Annotated in this window: 12 protein-coding genes and 1 pseudogene; 7 read left to right on the top strand and 6 right to left on the bottom strand. The window is 72.8% G+C overall.

Annotated features, from left to right (window positions below):
• The first annotated feature begins 60 nt into the window (after positions 1-60).
• The 5 genes from CUT83_RS17540 to CUT83_RS17560 all read left to right on the top strand — a co-directional run bounded on the left by CUT83_RS17540 (position 61) and on the right by CUT83_RS17560 (position 8,428).
• Entirely contained in the window at positions 61-2,382 is a 2,322-nt protein-coding gene (locus tag CUT83_RS17540; protein WP_143688583.1) for a protein kinase domain-containing protein, read from the top strand.
• On the top strand, positions 2,379-4,001 hold the full coding sequence (locus tag CUT83_RS17545; protein WP_101256800.1) for a hypothetical protein: 1,623 nt from the start codon (positions 2,379-2,381) through the stop codon (positions 3,999-4,001). Before CUT83_RS17540 ends, CUT83_RS17545 begins: the two co-directional genes overlap by 4 nt.
• A gap of 33 nt (positions 4,002-4,034) precedes the next feature.
• Positions 4,035-6,029 (top strand): AAA family ATPase, encoded by a 1,995-nt coding sequence (locus CUT83_RS17550; RefSeq protein WP_101256801.1) that lies wholly within the window; start codon positions 4,035-4,037, stop codon positions 6,027-6,029.
• Positions 6,013-6,687 carry an FHA domain-containing protein gene (locus CUT83_RS17555; RefSeq protein WP_240957864.1) on the top strand — a complete coding sequence of 225 codons (675 nt, stop codon included), beginning with the start codon at positions 6,013-6,015 and terminating at the stop codon, positions 6,685-6,687. The genes CUT83_RS17550 and CUT83_RS17555 overlap by 17 nt, the downstream gene beginning before the upstream one ends.
• Positions 6,688-6,838: 151 nt before the next feature.
• Entirely contained in the window at positions 6,839-8,428 is a 1,590-nt protein-coding gene (locus CUT83_RS17560) for a right-handed parallel beta-helix repeat-containing protein (RefSeq protein ID WP_101256802.1), read from the top strand.
• 153 nt (positions 8,429-8,581) lie between these two features.
• Here CUT83_RS17560 and CUT83_RS17565 read toward each other — a convergent pair whose 3' ends face one another.
• Positions 8,582-9,538 carry a DsbA family oxidoreductase gene (locus CUT83_RS17565; protein ID WP_101256803.1) on the bottom strand — a complete coding sequence of 319 codons (957 nt, stop codon included), beginning with the start codon at positions 9,536-9,538 and terminating at the stop codon, positions 8,582-8,584.
• A 155-nt stretch (positions 9,539-9,693) separates the two neighbouring features.
• Here CUT83_RS17565 and CUT83_RS17570 point away from each other — a divergent pair, with 155 nt between their 5' ends.
• Positions 9,694-10,326, top strand: a complete 633-nt coding sequence (locus CUT83_RS17570; protein ID WP_101256846.1) for a TetR/AcrR family transcriptional regulator — start codon at positions 9,694-9,696, stop codon at positions 10,324-10,326.
• Positions 10,327-10,365: 39 nt separating this feature from the next.
• Here the strand turns inward: CUT83_RS17570 and CUT83_RS17575 are convergent, their stop codons facing one another.
• From CUT83_RS17575 to CUT83_RS17595, 5 genes are all read right to left on the bottom strand, one after another.
• Complete coding sequence (locus CUT83_RS17575) at positions 10,366-11,790, bottom strand: FAD-dependent oxidoreductase (protein WP_240957863.1); 1,425 nt, start codon at positions 11,788-11,790, stop codon at positions 10,366-10,368.
• Positions 11,787-13,034, bottom strand: a complete 1,248-nt coding sequence (locus CUT83_RS17580; RefSeq protein ID WP_240957861.1) for an MAB_1171c family putative transporter — start codon at positions 13,032-13,034, stop codon at positions 11,787-11,789. Before CUT83_RS17580 ends, CUT83_RS17575 begins: the two co-directional genes overlap by 4 nt.
• 16 nt (positions 13,035-13,050) lie before the next feature.
• The gene (locus tag CUT83_RS17585) at positions 13,051-13,656 is read right to left on the bottom strand and encodes a toxin-antitoxin system, toxin component family protein (protein WP_143688584.1); all 606 of its coding nucleotides are present in this window, start codon (positions 13,654-13,656) and stop codon (positions 13,051-13,053) included.
• Complete coding sequence (locus CUT83_RS17590; protein ID WP_143688585.1) at positions 13,653-14,276, bottom strand: helix-turn-helix domain-containing protein; 624 nt, start codon at positions 14,274-14,276, stop codon at positions 13,653-13,655. Before CUT83_RS17590 ends, CUT83_RS17585 begins: the two co-directional genes overlap by 4 nt.
• A 173-nt stretch (positions 14,277-14,449) precedes the next feature.
• Positions 14,450-16,003, bottom strand: a complete 1,554-nt coding sequence (locus CUT83_RS17595) for a pectate lyase family protein (RefSeq protein ID WP_101256806.1) — start codon at positions 16,001-16,003, stop codon at positions 14,450-14,452.
• A 721-nt stretch (positions 16,004-16,724) separates the two neighbouring features.
• Between CUT83_RS17595 and CUT83_RS17600 the strand changes: the two are divergent.
• Positions 16,725-17,376: pseudogene (locus tag CUT83_RS17600) on the top strand (hypothetical protein); the annotation flags it as partial.
• Positions 17,377-17,465 lie beyond the last annotated feature (89 nt).

A 17,465-nucleotide genomic window follows, 5' to 3' on the forward strand; every position in this document is an offset into this window, starting at 1 on the left:
TCTGGCCTCCCGCGTCGGTCGGCGACCGCTGGGCGGACGCAATTCCCGGAGGGGCGGACGGTGTCGACGACTCTTCCCACTGATTTCCTGCCTCCCGAGGACGGCGGTGTCACCGATGCCCGTCTGGTCGAGACCAGGGAGGTCACCGCTGCCGTTCCACCGGGGCTGGCCCACAGATTCGTTCTGCTGCGGGTTCTCCGGGAGGCGGAGACGGCTTCTCAGGCCGTGGTGCTGCGGGTGCGGGATCTGGAGAGCGAAACGCCCGATGTGCCGCTGGTGCTCAAGTGGTACCACCGCATGCACGCGCCTGACCGGGAGGTGAGCCGGGTGCTGCGCGAGGAGGGGGGACCGCACGTCGAAAGGGTTGTGGAGACCGGGAAGAGCGACGGGCACCCGTACCAGCTCTGCCGCTCGCACGGCGAGAGCCACCTCGGCGACCACCAGCGGCAGTACCCCGGCGCCACGCCCGCCCGCCGACTGGTGCGGTTCGTGCGCCAGCTGCACGCCGCCGTGTCGTTCCTGCACGAGCACGAGATCGTGCACCGGGACATCACTCCGGACAACATCATGGTCGAGGCCCGCACGGACACCGCCGAGATCGTGCTGATCGACTTCGGGGCGGCCGTACACCGGCCCGACGACGAGGTACGGCGGTTCGACTGGCGGGGCAAGCCGCTCTACCTCGCCCCGGAGGCCGGGTCGCGGCTCCAGAGCGTCTCGGAGGCCATGGACTGGTGGTCGGTGGGCATGGTCACCACGCAACTCGCACTGGGCCGGCACCCGATGGACGAACGCGAGGACGAGGCGGTACTCAACGCGCTCGCCACCCGCGACCCCGACCTGAGCCGAATCGGCGACCGGCGCGTCCGCATGCTCTGCGAAGGGCTGCTGACCCGTGATCCGGAACACCGCTGGGGAGCCGTGGAGGTCGCGGACTGGCTGGCCGGCGGATCACCGGCGACCGCGCCACGCGGCTTCGGCGAGCCGTCCGCACCCCGGCCCGAGCCCGCGATCCGCCCCTTCGCCTTCGCCGGTGAGGAGTTCACCCGGAGAGAGGACCTGGCCCGGGCACTCGACCACTACCACGAGGCCGCCCGCCGGATGCTGGCCGAACCGGAGAGCCGCGCGGCACTGGCGCGGTGGCTGGGGCAGTTCGAGACCACCCGCGCGCACGACTCCGGACGGAGCGCCCTCGCGGCGCTGCGGGAGGAACTGGCCGCCGGCCCGCCCGCACCCGAACTCGTCGTCCGTCTGATCAACTGGCTGGGGCCCCGGCTCGAGGCCACCTGCTGGGGCATGCCGATGACCGCCCGCGGCATACGGGAGCTGAGCGCACTGGCCCAGCAGGGCGACTCCGGCGCACTGGAACTGGTCGAGCACCTGCGCGATCACCCGGAGATCCTGACCGCTCTGGCCGAACGCCCCTTCGGACAGGGACTGGACGCGGTCGCCGAACGCTGGCTGGCCCATCGGCGCCGCTGGCCGCACCTGGTCCGGGAAATCCGCCGCAACCAGGACATCGACCGCCTGCGCAGGGTCCGGCACGTCCTGACGCAGACGGCCGCCCTCGACGCCAGGCTCCTGGAACTCGCCCGCGAGCCCGACCGGACGGCCACCCGGCTGGCCACCGAGACCCTGACACTGCGGGACGGCCTCCCGGCGGCCGTGCCCTGGTTCCACTGGCTGCTGACCGTCCCCGACGACCCCCTGCGGCTGCTCGCCGCCGGGCTCCTCGCGCCGCCTGCCGTCCGGGAGGCGAACGCCCGCCATGCGCGGTTCCTGGAGGAGGAGGCCGAGCGGCTGATGGCGCAGGACCAGGACGGGGTGATCGCCGTCATGCGGCGCCTGGACCGGCTTCCCACCCTGGGCTGGGCGCTGATGGGAGCGACGGTGCTCACCGCCCCCTGGTGCTTCCTCATCGGACTGGCCGACGTGCTCGGCAGGGCTCCGCAGGAGGCGGTCGTCATCGGCTGGCTCCTCGCGCTTCCCGGGGCCGCGGCCGTCTTCGCCGCGGAACTGCTCACCGCGACATACATCGGCCCGCCCGCCTACCACCCCCGCCGGTCCCTGGCCGGCCTGCTCATCCGCACCGCCGAGCGGCCCGCGACCGCCGCCCTCGGCGGATGGCGCGCCCGCCTCCTGGCCGCCCTGGGCCTGGCCGCACTCTTCCTGCTCGGATTCGAGGCGCTCACCGCCGTGCCGTGGCTCTGGCCGGCGGCGACGGTGGCGGCACTCGCCGGCTGGAGCCTGTACCGGTGCCACCGGTGGCGCGCGGAGAGACGGGAGCGCCGGGGCCGTGCGGCCCCGGGGCCTCGGACGCGGGGCCGGGGAGGAACGGCCGGCACGGCACACACGACACGTACGACAGGAGCCGATATATGAGCGCGGGCCTCGCCCTGCCCATGGTGGACCTCGTGGCGCCCGGTGCGGCCTTCGCCCCGCCACCGCCGGTGGAACCGGGCGCCACCCCCCACACCGGGGCGATCCATCCGAACGACACGGCCGGCGAAACGGCCGCGGACACGGCCGGCGAGGTCTCCGCGCAGCTGGCGGAAGCGGCCGGGGAGGCCCTGCTGCAGGCGGCCGACGCGGCCCTGACCGTACTCGGCACGCTCAGCGGAGCGCTGCTGGCCGGACGCGCCGCGCTCGCGACCACCCGGGTGCTGGCCTCCGCCGCGGTACGAGCCGCCGGGGAGCAGCGCTGCCTGGAGCGCCAGGAGGAACTCTCCGCGCTGGCCGCGCAGCAGTGGCGGGACGCGGCGTTCGCCGCCGCCCGGGCCAACGCCCGCAGGACCGCACTGCTGGCACGTGCCTCACGGGCCGCCCGGACCGCGCCGAGCGACCCTCCGCCGCGTCCCGGCCTGCCACCGCCGCTGAACCCGGCCGGCTCTGCCCTCGGCGACTTCCGCGGCGAACTGGCCCGGTTCGAGATGGCGCTGGAGAGCGCCGAGGCGGCGCAGGAGACATGGGAGGCCGAAGCGCTCACGGCCTCGCTGTGCCGTGCGGACGGCGCGGACGACTGGCAGGACGCCATGCGGGCCCGCCGGGACGCCATGCTGCGGGAGCACCGCGAACGTGCCGCTGCGGCCGGCCGGCGGGACTCGCCGCTCCCGGTGCCCGTGTCCGCCCCGCCCGGTGACGGGGCGGACACGGCGGCCTTCCGGGAGCGGGGCGCCGACATCCTGGCCGCCCTGGACCCGCGGGCCGATCCACGGATCGCCGAACTGGTCGCGGAGGCGGTGGGGAACGCCACCCGCCACGCCGCCGCCCACCCGCGCCGCGCCCGCCTCCATCTCAAGGAGGCCCGCAGGTTCGCCGAGCGCGCGAACGGAAAGGCCCGGCAGCGGCGGCAGGACGAGGAACGCGCGGCCCTGCAGCTCGACTTCCTGACCGCGCCCCTGCCCGAGGACCCGGAACTGCCCGGCCACGACCCGGAAGCGGAGGACGCCCTGCGAGGCTTCCTGGAGGAGGGCGTCCCGCTCAGTCCCCGGCAACAGGAGACGGTGCGGCAGCGGGTCGAGGAGCGGCACAGCGCCCTCGAAGCCCTCTACGTACGCGCCCAGTGCGCCGACGTCCTGGCCCGGCTGGCCCGGGACACGGGCGAGGCCGTCCACGTCGACCGCCTGGAGAACGGCGGTATGAGGCTGGAGTGGACCCCAGGAGACTGGGACCCGGAGCACTGGCTGAGGGCGACCCTGACGGGAGACGCCTTCCGCGTCGTCACCATGCGCACCGAGACGGGCGCGGAACGGCTTCCCGGGGAGAAGGCCCTGGACGACCTCCGGTGCGCCCAGGCCCAGGAGCAGCTGGCCCGGTTCCGGGAACTGGCCCAGGACCTCGGCCTCACCGTGCGGTTCGAGATGGAGCGCACCCACGGCGCGGTGGCCGGCACCCCGGCGGGGCAGGGCGCCGCGGCCGCCGGCCGCTCCGGCGCGCGCACCCGTCCCGATGAGCGCACCCGCCCCGGGCACCGGACGGTCGACGGCGCCGGCCGGCACTGACCACCTGCGCCCCGACCCCCGGAAGGACTCGCGATGGGATCCGCGCAACTGCACAAGGGCGACCGGCACCCGCTGTTCGTCGAGGAACTGACCGGCACACTCAGCGTGCACGCGCAGTACGTGCTGCACGGCAACATCCACGACCTCCACCTGGTGCACAGGAACGGCCGGGACCACCACCGTCCGCTCCTGGAGGTGCTGTGGAACCCGCTGCACCGGCTGGGCTACCAGGTATTGGTGGCCTGCGACCAGATCCACGGCTTCCGCCTGATGTACGCGGACCCCGAGGTGGCGGAGGCGGCGCGGACCCTGCTGCAGCCCTGCGAGTTCCCCGGCACGAACCCCGCTCAGCAGCGGAAGGCGGTCGAGCAGTTGCGGGAGATCGCCTCGGGCTGGGCGGAGAAGCGCGGCAAGGCCCGTCCCGACCACGTCGAACTGCCGCCGCTGCGTGTGGTGCTGGTGGTCGAGCACGCCTCACGCCTGGTACAGGACGTCACTCGGCTCACCGCCGACGAACGGGACTTCTTCCTGGCCTGCCTGCAACTGGCCGACCGGGTGCGGCCGGTGCCGTCCCCGGGGGCCGTCCCCGGGGGGCGGCCCGCCACCGCTGTGTTCAACCCCGTGATCTGGCTGGCCGAGGGGGAGCGGGATCTCCCCGGCTGGCTGGTCGCCGGCAGTGAACGGATCCGCGCGGTGGCCGTCCCGGAACCCGACGCGGACGAGCGGCTGCGGATGGCCCGCCGACTCCTGCAGGACGACCGGGAGCGGACCGCCCCCACCTCGTTCCGGGCCGGCGTGCTGACCCCGAAGGACGAGGAGGCCGTGGGGGCCTTCGCCCGGGCGGCCGCGGGCATGACGCTGATGGCCATGCGCGAGAGCGCCGGCCTGGCGGCGGCGCGCGGCATCCCCTTCGGCTCGATGCCCGACGCGGTCCGGATCTACCGGCTCGGGGTGGAGAAGAACCCCTGGAGCCGCCAGGAGATCCGGCAGCGCGTCCTGAGGGGGGAGGACCCGGACGAGGAGAGGTCCGTCTCCCGGCGGGTGCTCGGCCAGGAGGCCGCCGTGTCGATGACCCTGGACATCCTCAAACGCGCCGCGCTGGGGCTTTCCGGCGCCCAGGCGACCAGCCCCGGGCACCGCCCCCGCGGAGTGCTCTTCTTCGCGGGCCCCACGGGCACCGGCAAGACCGAACTGGCCAAGGCCGTCGCCTCCGTCCTCTTCGACAGCGACCAGGCGTACCTGCGCTTCGACATGAGCGAGTTCTCCTCCGCGCACGCCGCCGACCGGCTCGTCGGAGCGCCGCCGGGGTACGTCGGATACGAGGCGGGCGGGGAACTGACGGCGGCGGTGCGGCAGAACCCGTTCCGCGTCATCCTCTTCGACGAGATCGAGAAGGCGGACAAGGGCGTGCTCGACAAGTTCCTCCAGGTCCTGGAGGACGGCCGGCTCACGGACGGCCAGGGCGTCACCACCTACTTCAGCGAGTGCGTCCTGATCTTCACCTCCAACCTGGGCGTGCAGCGCACCGATCCGGAGACCCAGGCACGGCAGTGGATCGTCACCCCCGGCACGCCCTACCCCGAACTCGAGGCGACGGTCAGGAAGAACGTCAAGGAGCACTTCGAGCAGGTCATCGGCCGTCCGGAGCTGATGAACCGCATCGGCGGCAACGTGGTCGTCTTCAACTTCATCTCACCCGAGGTGGCGGAGAAGATCTTCGACCTGCAGACGCGGAACATCCGGCGGCAGCTGGCGGCCGGGCACCGCGTCGACCTCGAACTCACGGACGACGCGCGCGCCACCCTCCTCGGCCACTGCACGGCGGACCAGTGGAACGGAGGACGGGGCATCGGCATGGTGCTGGAGACCCATCTGATCAACCCGCTGGCCCGGGTCCTGTTCGCCGCGCCCGACCTCGCTCCGGGCACGACCGTCCTGGTCTCCGGCGTCAAGCAGGCCGCGGACGGCCGCGTCGAACTCGTCGTCGACTTCGAGAAGGGGGCGGCGGGCGTTGGGCGTTCACTCTGACGGGGACCGGGACTGGATCCCCGTCCCGCTCGACGGTACGGCGCCCCGCCGCGCCGGTCCCGTCCTCCCCTCCTGCCCGCACTGCGCCGGGCCCCTGCCCGGAGTGCTCTCCGCCTGTCCGTCGTGCGGCGCCCGCACCGACGGCGGTGACCGCCCCGCGGCGGCGCGGCCGGCCGGTGGCGGACTGCGGCTGGTCTTCCGGGGCATGGGACGGCATCTGGACGTCGGGAGGGGAGAGACGGTGCGTCTGGGCCGCAGTGAGGAGTGGGCGCCGAGGGCGTTTGGCATCCTCGCGGAGGAGACCACGGTCTCGGGGCGGCACGCGTGCGTCGAGCACGCCGAGGACGGCACCGCCTGGGTGACCGAGGTGAGGGAGGGGGCCAGCAACGGCACCCTGGTCAACGGCCGGGTGCTGGTTCCGGGAGTCCGGGAGCGGCTGAGCGAGGGGGACACGGTGGGACTCGGCCCCCGGGTCGGCTTCCTGGTCCGGGGTCTCGCTCCGCGGCCGGGCGCCGCCGGGGAGGAGCGACCGCGGGATCTCGGTGTTCCCGGGGGAGACCAGGGGGATGCCCGGTCCTCCGGCGTGACGCACACCACGACGCACACCACGACGCACACCCACACCGAGCTCGACTCCGATGGATGGATCCGGTTCTGAGCAACCGTTTGTCGAACGTCTTCTCCTCGTTCCTTCTATTGACCTGTCAGGTGCGCGCTCTTAGCGTGGCAAGCGCTTTCTTCCTCTCGTGTCGAAAGCCACACCGCCATGCCTGCCGAGCAGGTGCCCCCCACGGAAGGGCGATGTCCCGATGAGACCGAGAACCCCGCTGTCCTTACTGGCCTGCGCCACCCTGGCGGCCGGCGTCGCCGTGGCACTGCCCGGCGCCACGGCGACGGCCGCGCCGGTCCGCCACGAGGCCGAGCACGCCCCCGCCACCTGCGACGGCACCATCGACTCCGAACACGCCGGCTACTCCGGAACGGGCTTCTGCAACGGCCGGAACGCCGTGGGCGCGGCCGCCCAGTTCACGGTGGACGCCACGCAGGCCGGCACCGCGACGCTGTCGGTCCGCTTCGCCAACGGAACCGCCGCCGCACGGACCGCGGACATCGCGGTGAACGGCTCGGTGGTCGCGGCGGCGTCGTTCGAGAGCACCGGTGTATGGGACGGATGGACGACGAAGACGCTCACGGTGCCGGTGAGACAGGGCGGCAACACCATCCGGCTCAGCCCCACCGGTACGGATGGTCTGCCCAACATCGACTACCTCGACGCCGAGGTGGACGGCACCGGTACCACACCGCCGCCCTCGGGATCGGTGCTGCACGTGGCGCCGAACGGCAGCGCCGACGCCTCCGGGACGGAGGCCGACCCGACGACGCTCACCTCGGCGATCAGCCGCGTCACCCCCGGCGGGACGATCCGTCTGCGCGGCGGCACCTACCGCTTCTCGCGGACGGTCGCCATCCCGCGGGGCAACGACGGCACACCGGGCGACCGCACGGAACTGTCCGCCTACCCGGGCGAGACGCCGGTGCTGGACTTCTCGGCGCAGAGTGAGAGCTCGTCCAACCGCGGACTCGCCGTCAACGGGTCGTACTGGCACGTCAAGGGCCTCGTCGTCCAGCGGGCCGGCGACAACGGGATCTTCGTCGGCGGCAGCCACAACGTCATCGAGCGCACGGTGACGCGCTTCAACCGCGACACGGGTCTGCAGCTCTCGCGGATGTCCTCCTCGACCCCCCGCGACCAGTGGCCCTCCCACAACCTCGTCCTGAGCGCGCAGTCGCACGACAACGCCGACTCCGACGGCGAGGACGCCGACGGCTTCGCCGCGAAGCTCACCTCCGGCCCCGGGAACGTCTTCCGCCACGCGGTGGCCCACAACAACATCGACGACGGCTGGGACCTCTACACCAAGGACGAGACCGGGCCCATCGGCGCGGTGACCATCGAGGACTCCCTCGCCTACGAGAACGGCACCCTCAGCGACGGCACCCAGAACTCCAGCGGCGACCGCAACGGCTACAAGCTCGGCGGCGAGGACATCGGGGTCGACCACGTCATCCGGCGCAGCATCGCCTACGACAACGGCAAGCACGGGTTCACCTACAACAGGAACCCCGGCACGATGACGATGTCGGACAACATCAGCATCGACAACGCCCAGCGCAACTACTCCTTCGACGCCGGCACCTCGGTGTTCCGGAACAACGTCTCGTGCCGCAGCGGCAGCGGGTCCAACGACAAGACCGTCGGCGACGCCGACGGCTCGAACCAGTTCTGGTCCGGCTCGAACGGCTCCCGGTGCTCCTCGTACGCCGGTGCCATGAGCTGGTCCTTCGCCTCCGACGGGCGCCTGGTCGTGTCCTTCGGCGGCAGGACGGCGATGCCGTGACCGCTGCCCGCCGGCCCGTCGGCCGGGTGGGGTGAGCCGGCAGCCCCCACCGGCGGAACCCTGCGGCAGGCCGTACGCGCACGGCCTGCCGCACAGCCTGCCGCACGGCGGCGTCCCTCCGGGCAGGGACGCCGCCCGCGGCCGGCCGCGTCCTCAGCCGTCCGCGGCGGCCGCCAGCCGCAGATGGGGGCGGGCCTCCTCGTCGCGGCCCTGGCGCTCCAGAGTGCGTCCGTACAGCATCCGCAGGTACAGATCGCCCGGGAACTCCTCGACCAGGGACTCCAGGACGGCCCCGGCCCGGTTCAGCTGGGCGGAGGCGAAGTAGGCCCGGGCGGCCAGCAGCCGGACCCCGCGGTCCTCGCCGAACTCCTCCAGCAGCGGACGCAGCATCACCAGGGCTCCCAGCGGGTCGTGCCGGTCCATGAGCGACTCGGCCCACCGCATCCGTTCGACCTCGGCGGGAACGGGGCGCTCGCGCCCGCCGCCGCGCAGGAAGTCCGCGATCGCCTCCGGCGACTGGGCGCCCGCCAGGGCCCGGCCGCCCACGACGAGGGTGGGCGAGGTGCGCACCCTCCGGGCCCTGCCCTGGAGCAGCAGCTCGCGCACGAGGTCCTCGCCCGCGTCGCCGTCCAGCAGTCTCGCGCCGAGGGGGAAGCCGGCCGCCGCGGCCACCTCGCCGAGGACCGCCCGGTCGCCGATGTCCAGGCCCTCGACGAAGTTCGCGCGCATCACGCCCTCGGCCACGGCGTCCTGCGCGGACGGGCCACCGTGCTCGTGGGCCAGGGCGATGAGCCGGTGGGCGTCGTGGCTGCTGACGCGCCATCTGGAGCCCCAGGTCGGCCCCAGGCCCTCGCGGGCGGCCACCTGCGAGACCCGCGCCCGGTTCCGCTCCGGGGACAGCCCCGGTGCGCAGGCGCGCAGCGCCTCGTCCACGAGGGGGTCGCGCAGTGCCTCCTCCAGCGGAACGGCCCGGGCCGGAGCGGTCGGGTCGATCCGGAAGGGCCGCCAGACGACCTCCGCGTCGCTCCGGCCTGCCAGCGCACGCTCCAGGCGCCGCTTGCCGATGTACGCCCACGCGCAGACGACGTCTGCCCAGATCTCGATTCGCATGCCGCAAGGCTAGCCGACAGCAGTCATCTAAGCAACGTGTGTTGTTTAGTCGGCTCCGGATTCGGTTCCGGCTCCGGCTCCGGAAGCGGGCCCGGCCACTGGGCGGCACAAGTCGCTTAAGCGCCGCTTGTCGCTCGATCGATATGCTGGCGGGCATGCCGAAGCAGAGGACGCTCCCCGCCGACCGTGTGGACCCTCGTGTGCTGCGGACCCGCGCCCTGCTGCGGGAGGCGGCGCTGGCGATCGCCGCGGAACGGGATGTCGAATCCATGACCATCGCCGACATCGCGGAACGCGCCACGGTCAACCGCGCGACCGTCTACCAGCACTACCGGGACCGGGACGCCCTGCTTCTGGACGCCATGGAGGAGGAGGTCGGCCGGCTCGCCCGCGCGGCCGCCCGGTGCCCGCTCACGCATCCGGCGCAGTGCACCCCGGGCGAGCTGGCGGAACTGTTCCGCCACGTGGAGACGAACGCGACCCTGTACCGGCGGATGCTCGGCCCCGGGGGGTCCGCGCGTTTCGTCAACCGGCTCAGGGAACTGCTGGCCGAGGAGGTGGCGGCCCAGCTGGGCGCGGCCGGCGGCGACGGCGGGGACGGCGGGGACGGGCGCGGGGCCACCGCGCTGCTGGAACTGCGCGCCCACTACCTGGCCGGGGCGTTCGTCGGGGTGTTCACCCGCTGGGTCGCCATGACCGGCGGGCCCACGGCGGAGCAGGCCGCCGAGGAAGTGTGGGGACTCCTGCGCGGGGCCTCCCCCGACCGCGGTGCCGCGGGCCCGCAGTAGACGCTCCCGGCGCCGCAGCCGGGAGCGTTCGGCGGCCGGTCACCCGGAAGCGGTGACGGACGAGGCGGGCAGGCCGGCGGCGGCCATCTCCTCCCCGGTGAGGGGAGGCCCGTCAAGTTTCGGTCGGCGGGGCCCGCGGAGCGCGGCGAGGGACAGCCGGGGGTCGCCCAGAACGGACGCCGGGCGTTCGAGGGAGGTGACGTCGGTGACGCGGCGGGCCACCCAGCCGTCGCCGGTCGCGGTGTGGAGCAGCCGGCTGACGTAGGCGGACGCGAGCTTGTCCCGGAGGGTGGGACCGTGCTCGGTGGCGCCCGGGTAGAGCACGTCCTGACCGACGGCCAGGATCCATGCGGCGTCCACCGGCCCGGCCACGGCCCTCTGGACGTGCCGCGCCAGCCCCGGGGCGTCCCAGCCGCGGCGCCCGACCGTGTCGCGCAGGGCGACGGCGCTCTGGGCCGCGGTGGACATCCCGTGTCCGTAACTGGGGTTGTAGGCCGCCAGTGCGTCGCCGAGGACGGCGAACCCCTCGGGCCAGCGGCGCATCCGCTCGTAGAAGCGGCGGTAGTTGGCGGTGCTGCGGGTGAGGGTGACCTCGGTCAGGGGCTCGGCGTCCGCGATGAGCCGGCCGACGACCGGATGCCGTGGCGCCCGCAGGGCGAAGTCCGTGAAAGCGTCGCCGCCTCCTGGGGGTTCGCCCCCACGGGTACCGAAGAGGGTCACGATCCAGCGCCCGTCCTCGATCATGATCAGCGAGGCGCCCTGTCCGGGAGCCCTCCGGGGATCGGCCTGGACGATGACGGTGGGGAAACGCCCCAGGGCGCGCACGGCGGCGGGAGCCCGGAAGACACGGCTGGCGTAGACGAGGCCCGGGTCGATCCTCCGCTCGGCCGGAGCGGGCAGCCCCAGCTCCCGCAGCCAGGAGGACGCGCGCGAGGCGCGGCCGGTGGCGTCGACGACCAGGTCCGCGGTGAGCCGTTCCTCCCTGCCGTCCGCCCGGCGGACACGGACGCCGGTGACCGCGTCCGCGTCGCCGAGCAGACCTTCGGCCGTGGTGTTCTCCGAGACGGTGACGCGCTCATGGCCGAGCACCTGCCGGCGCACGGTCCAGTCGAGCAGCTCACGGCTGCACAGCAGCGTGTGGTGGGACTCCTCCCAGCGCCTGAACCATCCCCGCGGGCTGAGGACGACCATGTCGGTGGGCACCGGCACGTGGTGCGCTCCGCGCTCCCCGAGCAGAGCCGCGGTACCGGGCAGCAGCTCCTCGACGGCTCTGGCGCCGCCGGACCACAGCACATGGGTGTGCTGCGCCTGGGGCAACCCCCTGCGGGGCCCGGGCCCTTCGGGCAGGGTGTCGCGCTCCACGACGGTGACGGCCGCGAAGTCGGCCAGCGCGCGGGCCGCGAGCATGCCGGCCATGCTGCCGCCGAGGACTATCGCGGTTCTCGCGGTTCTCGCGGATCTCATGGGGCGGGGGTGTCGTTCCATGCGGCGGGTGTGCTCTCCGACCTGGCGGCCGCGCTGCGGCGGACCGCCTCGACGAGGCCGGGGCGGCGCAGTGCCCCGGAGACGGCTTCGACGTCGCGGAGCAGACTGTCGGGACTCCTCCACTCGGAGCCCCTGCCGGGATCGTCCGCGCGGGCGGCGATGGCGGCGGAGACGGCCACGGCGCCGGCGACGCCCTCGGCCTCCCGGGGTGTGAGCCGCCGGCCCAGCGACTCCCCGAGCACGGGATCGGGGTCGAGGGCCGCCCGGCGGGCCCGGCGGTACAGCTCATGGTCCAGATAGGGGGCCAGGGTGTACAGGCTGTCCCGTATCTCCTTCTCCCGGATCGTCAGGGAGGTGTGGATGTCCGGCTTGCCGACGAGTGTGGAGGGCCCGGCCGGGACATGCTCCTTCAGCAGCCGGCACAGGGGCAGGAGCCTGCGGTGACGGAGGGCGGCCCGCCAGAACTCGTAGGCAGCCTGGCCCGCGTGGGGGACCAGGAAGCCCGCGCCGACCAGGATGGAGCCGATGGCGCCGGCCAGCGGGGCGGCCTGGGTGCTCAGCCAGTCCAGGTCATGGCCGCTCCACCGGCCGACGACCGCGGTGAGCTTGAAGCCGTTGAAGGCGAGGGTGGCGATGTAACCGGTGCCCATGAGCAGCAGTCCGGTACGGAGCCAGGCGTCGACGCGGCGCACCCGGCGTTCCCATGACCACAGCAGCACGAAGTTGACGGTGTTGGCGACGGTGTGGGCCACGATGTAGAGCGTGATCATCTCGCGCAGATACGGCTCGTCGGCGTAGTACGTGTCGAAGTCGCGCAGGCGCTCGACAGCGGGGTCACCGAGGGCGAAGAGCACCCACAGCGCGACGATGACCAGCGAGTACACGGCGATGACCCATCGCATCACGCGGCCGGCCGACGCGGTGGTCCCGTCCCGCCACGCGGTGAGCATCAGCAGGCAGCAGGCGCTGAACGCGGTGAGCAGGCTGTAGACCCAGGGCGCCGCGATGTTGGTCACGCCGGTGGTCCGGTTGATCAGCGCGATGCTCTGGGGCGCAGCGGAGGCGAGGACGAGGAAGGCCATGACCAGCAGCAGACTCGCCATGCGGAGCAGCGACTCGCGCCGCGCGCGGATGGTGGAGCGCATCTTGAGGAACAGGGGCAGCAGCGCCACGACCGCCGCGAGGTAGTAGATGTGGGGGATGACGTCTTCGGAGGCGTCCATGGGTGGTCCGGCCGCCTCACCGGGGACCGAGAGTGGTCCGCAGCCGGGTCACCACCGCGTCGGTACGGGCAGGGCGGGGGACGGCCAGCGGGTCGTCCACGAGCCATCTGCGGAAATCCCTGTACAGGCGTACACCGAACGCCTCGGCCTCCCCCTCCTCCCGGGCGTCGCAGTGGCTGCGCGCCGCGGCGTACAGCACCGCGCCGTCGCCGGGCCGGTCCGCGGGGGACAGCATGCGGGCGGCGGCGGTGCCGCCTTCCACCTGGCCCGGGTAGCTGCTGTGGCCCTGGTGCAGGTGCCACAGCTCGTGGCCCACGATGATCGGCTTCTGCGGGGCGTCCACCCTGCGTTCGACGAGGATCACGTCCCGTTCCTCCAGGGACAGCATCAGGCCGGTGATGCCGCCCGCCTCGCGCGGCAGTTCCTCGACCCTCAGCTCCAGAGGGCGGCCCCGGAGCGCGCCCATCTCCCGGCACAGTGCCCGGCACAGCGACTCCGCGTCCGTCGGCACCCGCAGCCCGGGGTCGCGGCTGAGGCCGTCCATGAGCCGGCGGGCGAGTTCGTCCATGGCCTTGCGGGTGCTCCTGCCGATGCCCCTGCGCCCTCGGCCCTCCCTCCTCATCGTCCGGGCTCCGAGTCCGTGACGAAGTCGACGACGAACCTGGCGATGGCCTCCCGCTGAGTACGGGTGAGGGCGGGCCCGCCGCCGCGGGCGGCGATCGCCCTGGCGCCGTGCTCCCCGACGAGGGCGGTCAGGGGGTCGTCGAGCTCCCTCCCGGCCGGCTCCGACTCCAGCCGGCCCACGACCGGTCGCAGTTCACGGGTCAGCGCGTCGCGGGGAGAGTCGGTGAAGAAGGTCAGCGGCACCCCGAAGTAGTCGGCCAGCGCGGCGAGATGCGGCACATTGGGGCACTTCCCGCCCTGGAGGAGGCTGCGGGCCCAGGCACCGGTCACCCCCAGGCGGGCCGCCACCTCGCCGACGATGTCGGCCGGCCTCCTTCCGCTTTCCCTCACGAGCCGCTCGTACAGGAAGTTCACCCGCCGGGGGGCGGTCTCGCCCACCTTGCGCTCCCGCACCCTCCCGCCCCTCAGCAGGGTGCGGATCTCCCTGGCGCCGAGGCCGGTGGCGGCCGACAGCTCACCGAGGTCCAGGACGTCGTCGCGGGTGAGCCCTCTGCTCTTCGACAGAGCGTCCAGACGCTCCAGAACCTCGTCCAAGGGGTTGCGAGAGGCCTCGGTCACCATGCCCTCCGAACGGTCGTCACCCGATGGTAAGCCGAGACTACGGCCTCTGTCGCGACCAGGGCCATTCTTCACAACGATCGTTGCCGGAGCGAGAACTGACGTTGACGTCCGCGCCGCCGCCCGTCCGGGGCCGGGGAGTACCGGCCCCGGACGGGCGGCGGGGTGTGCCGCTATCCGGCGTAGGTCTCGAACTCGGCGACCCTCGGGGTGCCGGACGAGCCGGTGATCTCGAAGGTGATCTTGCGCAGCGAGGTCTGCGGGAAGGTGATGACGCCCGCTCCGCTGCCCGAGGTCAGGACGGCGCCGGTGTCGTGGTCGACGACCCGCCAGGAGCCGATGTTGCCCTCGGAGCCCGCCGCCTCCCTGATGTTGATCTTGGAGACGGTGGTGGCGGAGCCCCACTTGATCGAGATCGACCCGGTCGATCCGGTCGGCGACCAGTACGTGCCCATGTCACCGTCGCGCACGTTGCCGTAGCTCGTTCCGCTCGCCTTGCCGGAACCGTCGGAACCGGCCCCGATGCTGAGATTGGTTCCGCCGGGCTGGGACGGCGTGGGCGTGGGGTCGGTCGGCGTCGGTCCGGGGTCGGTCGGCGTCGGGGTCGGGTCCGGAGTCTGCGGCGAGCAGCTTCCGTCCGACACCCTCAGGCCCTTGCCCGCCCCCGCCGTCTGGCTCACGACGCCCGGCACGCAGTCGGCGCCGTCGAGGTCGTAGGAGTAGGGGATGCTGACGGTGGTGTTGGACTGCGGGTTCGGACCGGCCGGGTTGTTGTCGCCGCTGCGGCTGGACCAGGTCACGTTGTCGAAGACGTTGCCGCCGACCTGCCAGTAGCCGGCCTCGTCGGTGTAGAAGGTGCCCAGGACGTCCTTGGAGTCCTCGAAGTAGTTGTTGTCCACCTTGGCGCGGGCCCCGGCACGGGAGTTGATGCCGGACTTGCTGATGCCCACGTAGTGGTTGTTGTAGATGTGGGCTATGCCGCCGCGCAGCAGGGGAACGCGGGAGTCGATGTTCTCGTACAGGTTGTGGTGGTAGGTGATGAAGCCGTTGGAGCGGTCGCTCTCACTGGAGCCGACCAGGCCGCCGCGGCCGGAGTTGCGCAGGACGCTGTAGGACAGCGTCACGTACTTGGTGTCGTCCTTCATGTCGAAGAGGCCGTCGAACCCCTCCGATTCCCCGCCCGAGGCCTCCAGGGTGACGTGGTCGACCCAGACGTTGCGGACACCGCTCTCCATGCCGATGGCGTCACCGCCGTTGGACGTGGGCGAGCCCGACTTCTTGACGTTCTTGACCGTCACGTTCTGGATGATGATGTTGCTGGCCTCGCGGATGTGGATGCCCAGCTGGTCGAAGACGGCCCCACTGCCGACCCCGACGATCGTGACGTTGCTGATCTGCTTGAGTTCGATCCTGTCGTCGTCGGTGTTGCAGCTGTCGCCCGACACCTTGCTGGTGTTGCCGTGGTTGATGGTGCCCTCGACCTGGATGGTGATCGGGGTGCTGCTGCTGGCCCGGCCGCACAGGGCCTGGTGGATCGCGGTCCCCGTGGTGGCCCTGACCGTCTGCCCGCCCGCGCCACCGGTGGTCCCGCCGTTCTGGGTCGCGTAGCCGGTGGGGCCGCCGGGTGCCGCCGACGCCGCGGGCATCGTCAGGACCACACCGGTGGCGGTCGCGAGTCCCATCGTGGCCAGTCCCGCGTAGAGCCGCAGTGCGACTGCTCGTCTCATCTCGTCTCCCACTTCCTCTTCGAACACTGAACGCTGTTACGTAATGTCGTGCGCATGACATTCAACTGTCGGTGCCGTCGGTCTGCCGGTCTGCCGGTCTGTCGGTCTGCCGCCGGGCAGGCCGGAGATCGGCAGACCGGCCCGGGGATGAATCCTCTCCTTCGGGGTGGGGGGTTCGGTGGTTCGCCGCGGAGCGCGGGTCCCGGGGCCGCCGTGGCCGCACTCCCGGCCGCCCCGTCGGGCGGCGTCCGCGGGGTGCCGCCCCGCGCGGGGTGACTGCCCGGGTGGGTGGCGTGGTCCGTCATCCGCTACGGGAGGCCGTCGCCGTCAAAGCCGCTGCGGACGGCGCGATGGGTCTTCATCGTGGCGTATGCCCTTTCGCTTCGTGGCGCGTCGACATCCGGGTGAAGTCTTTGCGGCGGAACGGTGGCGGCTTGCGTGCGAGGTCGCGGCAGGTGCCGTGGTGGCCGCCTTCGGCGGAGCGGACCCCATGAGCGGAGAAAGCGCTTTCTTTCGGTGAGGATAGGGTGGCGTCCGCTGGAATGGCAAGGCTCCGGAAGGTTGCGGAGTACACCCTTCCACCTCGTCCGGCGGTCGTCGCCCGCGATCACCGCCGAAGGCCGGGCCGAGACCCGCGCATGGCTGGACCCGCGCGTGCGGGCACGGCGCCGGGTCCAGCCAACCGCTTGACGGGAAAAGGGAGTTCGGGCTCCGGCGAGCGGGCTTCCGGGCGAACGGCTCCAAGTACTACATCGGCAACGGGAACGCCGCCGGCCTCGTCTCCGTCTTCGGCCGCCCCACCGATGCCGAGGGCCCGGACGCCTATGTCCTCTTCGCGGCCGACAGCCGCCGTCCGGCCTACCGCCTGGTGAAGAACGTCGTCGACTCCTCGAAGCACGTCAGCGAGTTCCGCCTCGAGGACTACCCGGTCGGCCCGCCGGACGTCCTGCACACCGGGCGGGCCGCCTCCGACGCCTACGCCCACCTGCCCAACGCCGGATGCTTCCGCGAGCAGGTGGTGGACGCCCTGTGCGAGTTCGTCGCCACCGCCGCCCCGACCAGGAGCAGAGCCGCGATCTCGATCTGCTCCTCGCCGTCGGCCGGCTGTTCGCCCTGGTCGTCCACGGTCAGCTGATCCTGGAACAGGCGGGCCTGACGGACCTGGACGAGGACGTGCTCGACGAGATGTTCGCCGTACTCGTCCGCGACTTCTCCGCGCACGCCGTCGAACTGCACGGCAAGGACTCCGCGACGGCCCGGCAGCAGGACTGGGCCCTGGGCGCGGTCCGGCGTCCCTCGCCGACGCCGCCCGGTCGGCGCGCGTGTGGGAACGGGTCGAATCTCTCGCCGGGGCCTACGAGATGGCCCTGTAAGCGGTACGGCGCCCGACCCGGAACCGGCCGGGCGCGTCCGGGCCGGGGCTCCAGGACGGTCCTCCCTCCCCGCACGTGTTCGGTCGCGG

Origin of the sequence: Streptomyces barkulensis (genome assembly GCF_002843305.1) — a bacterium.
GTDB classification, from domain to species: Bacteria; Actinomycetota; Actinomycetes; order Streptomycetales; family Streptomycetaceae; genus Streptomyces; species Streptomyces barkulensis.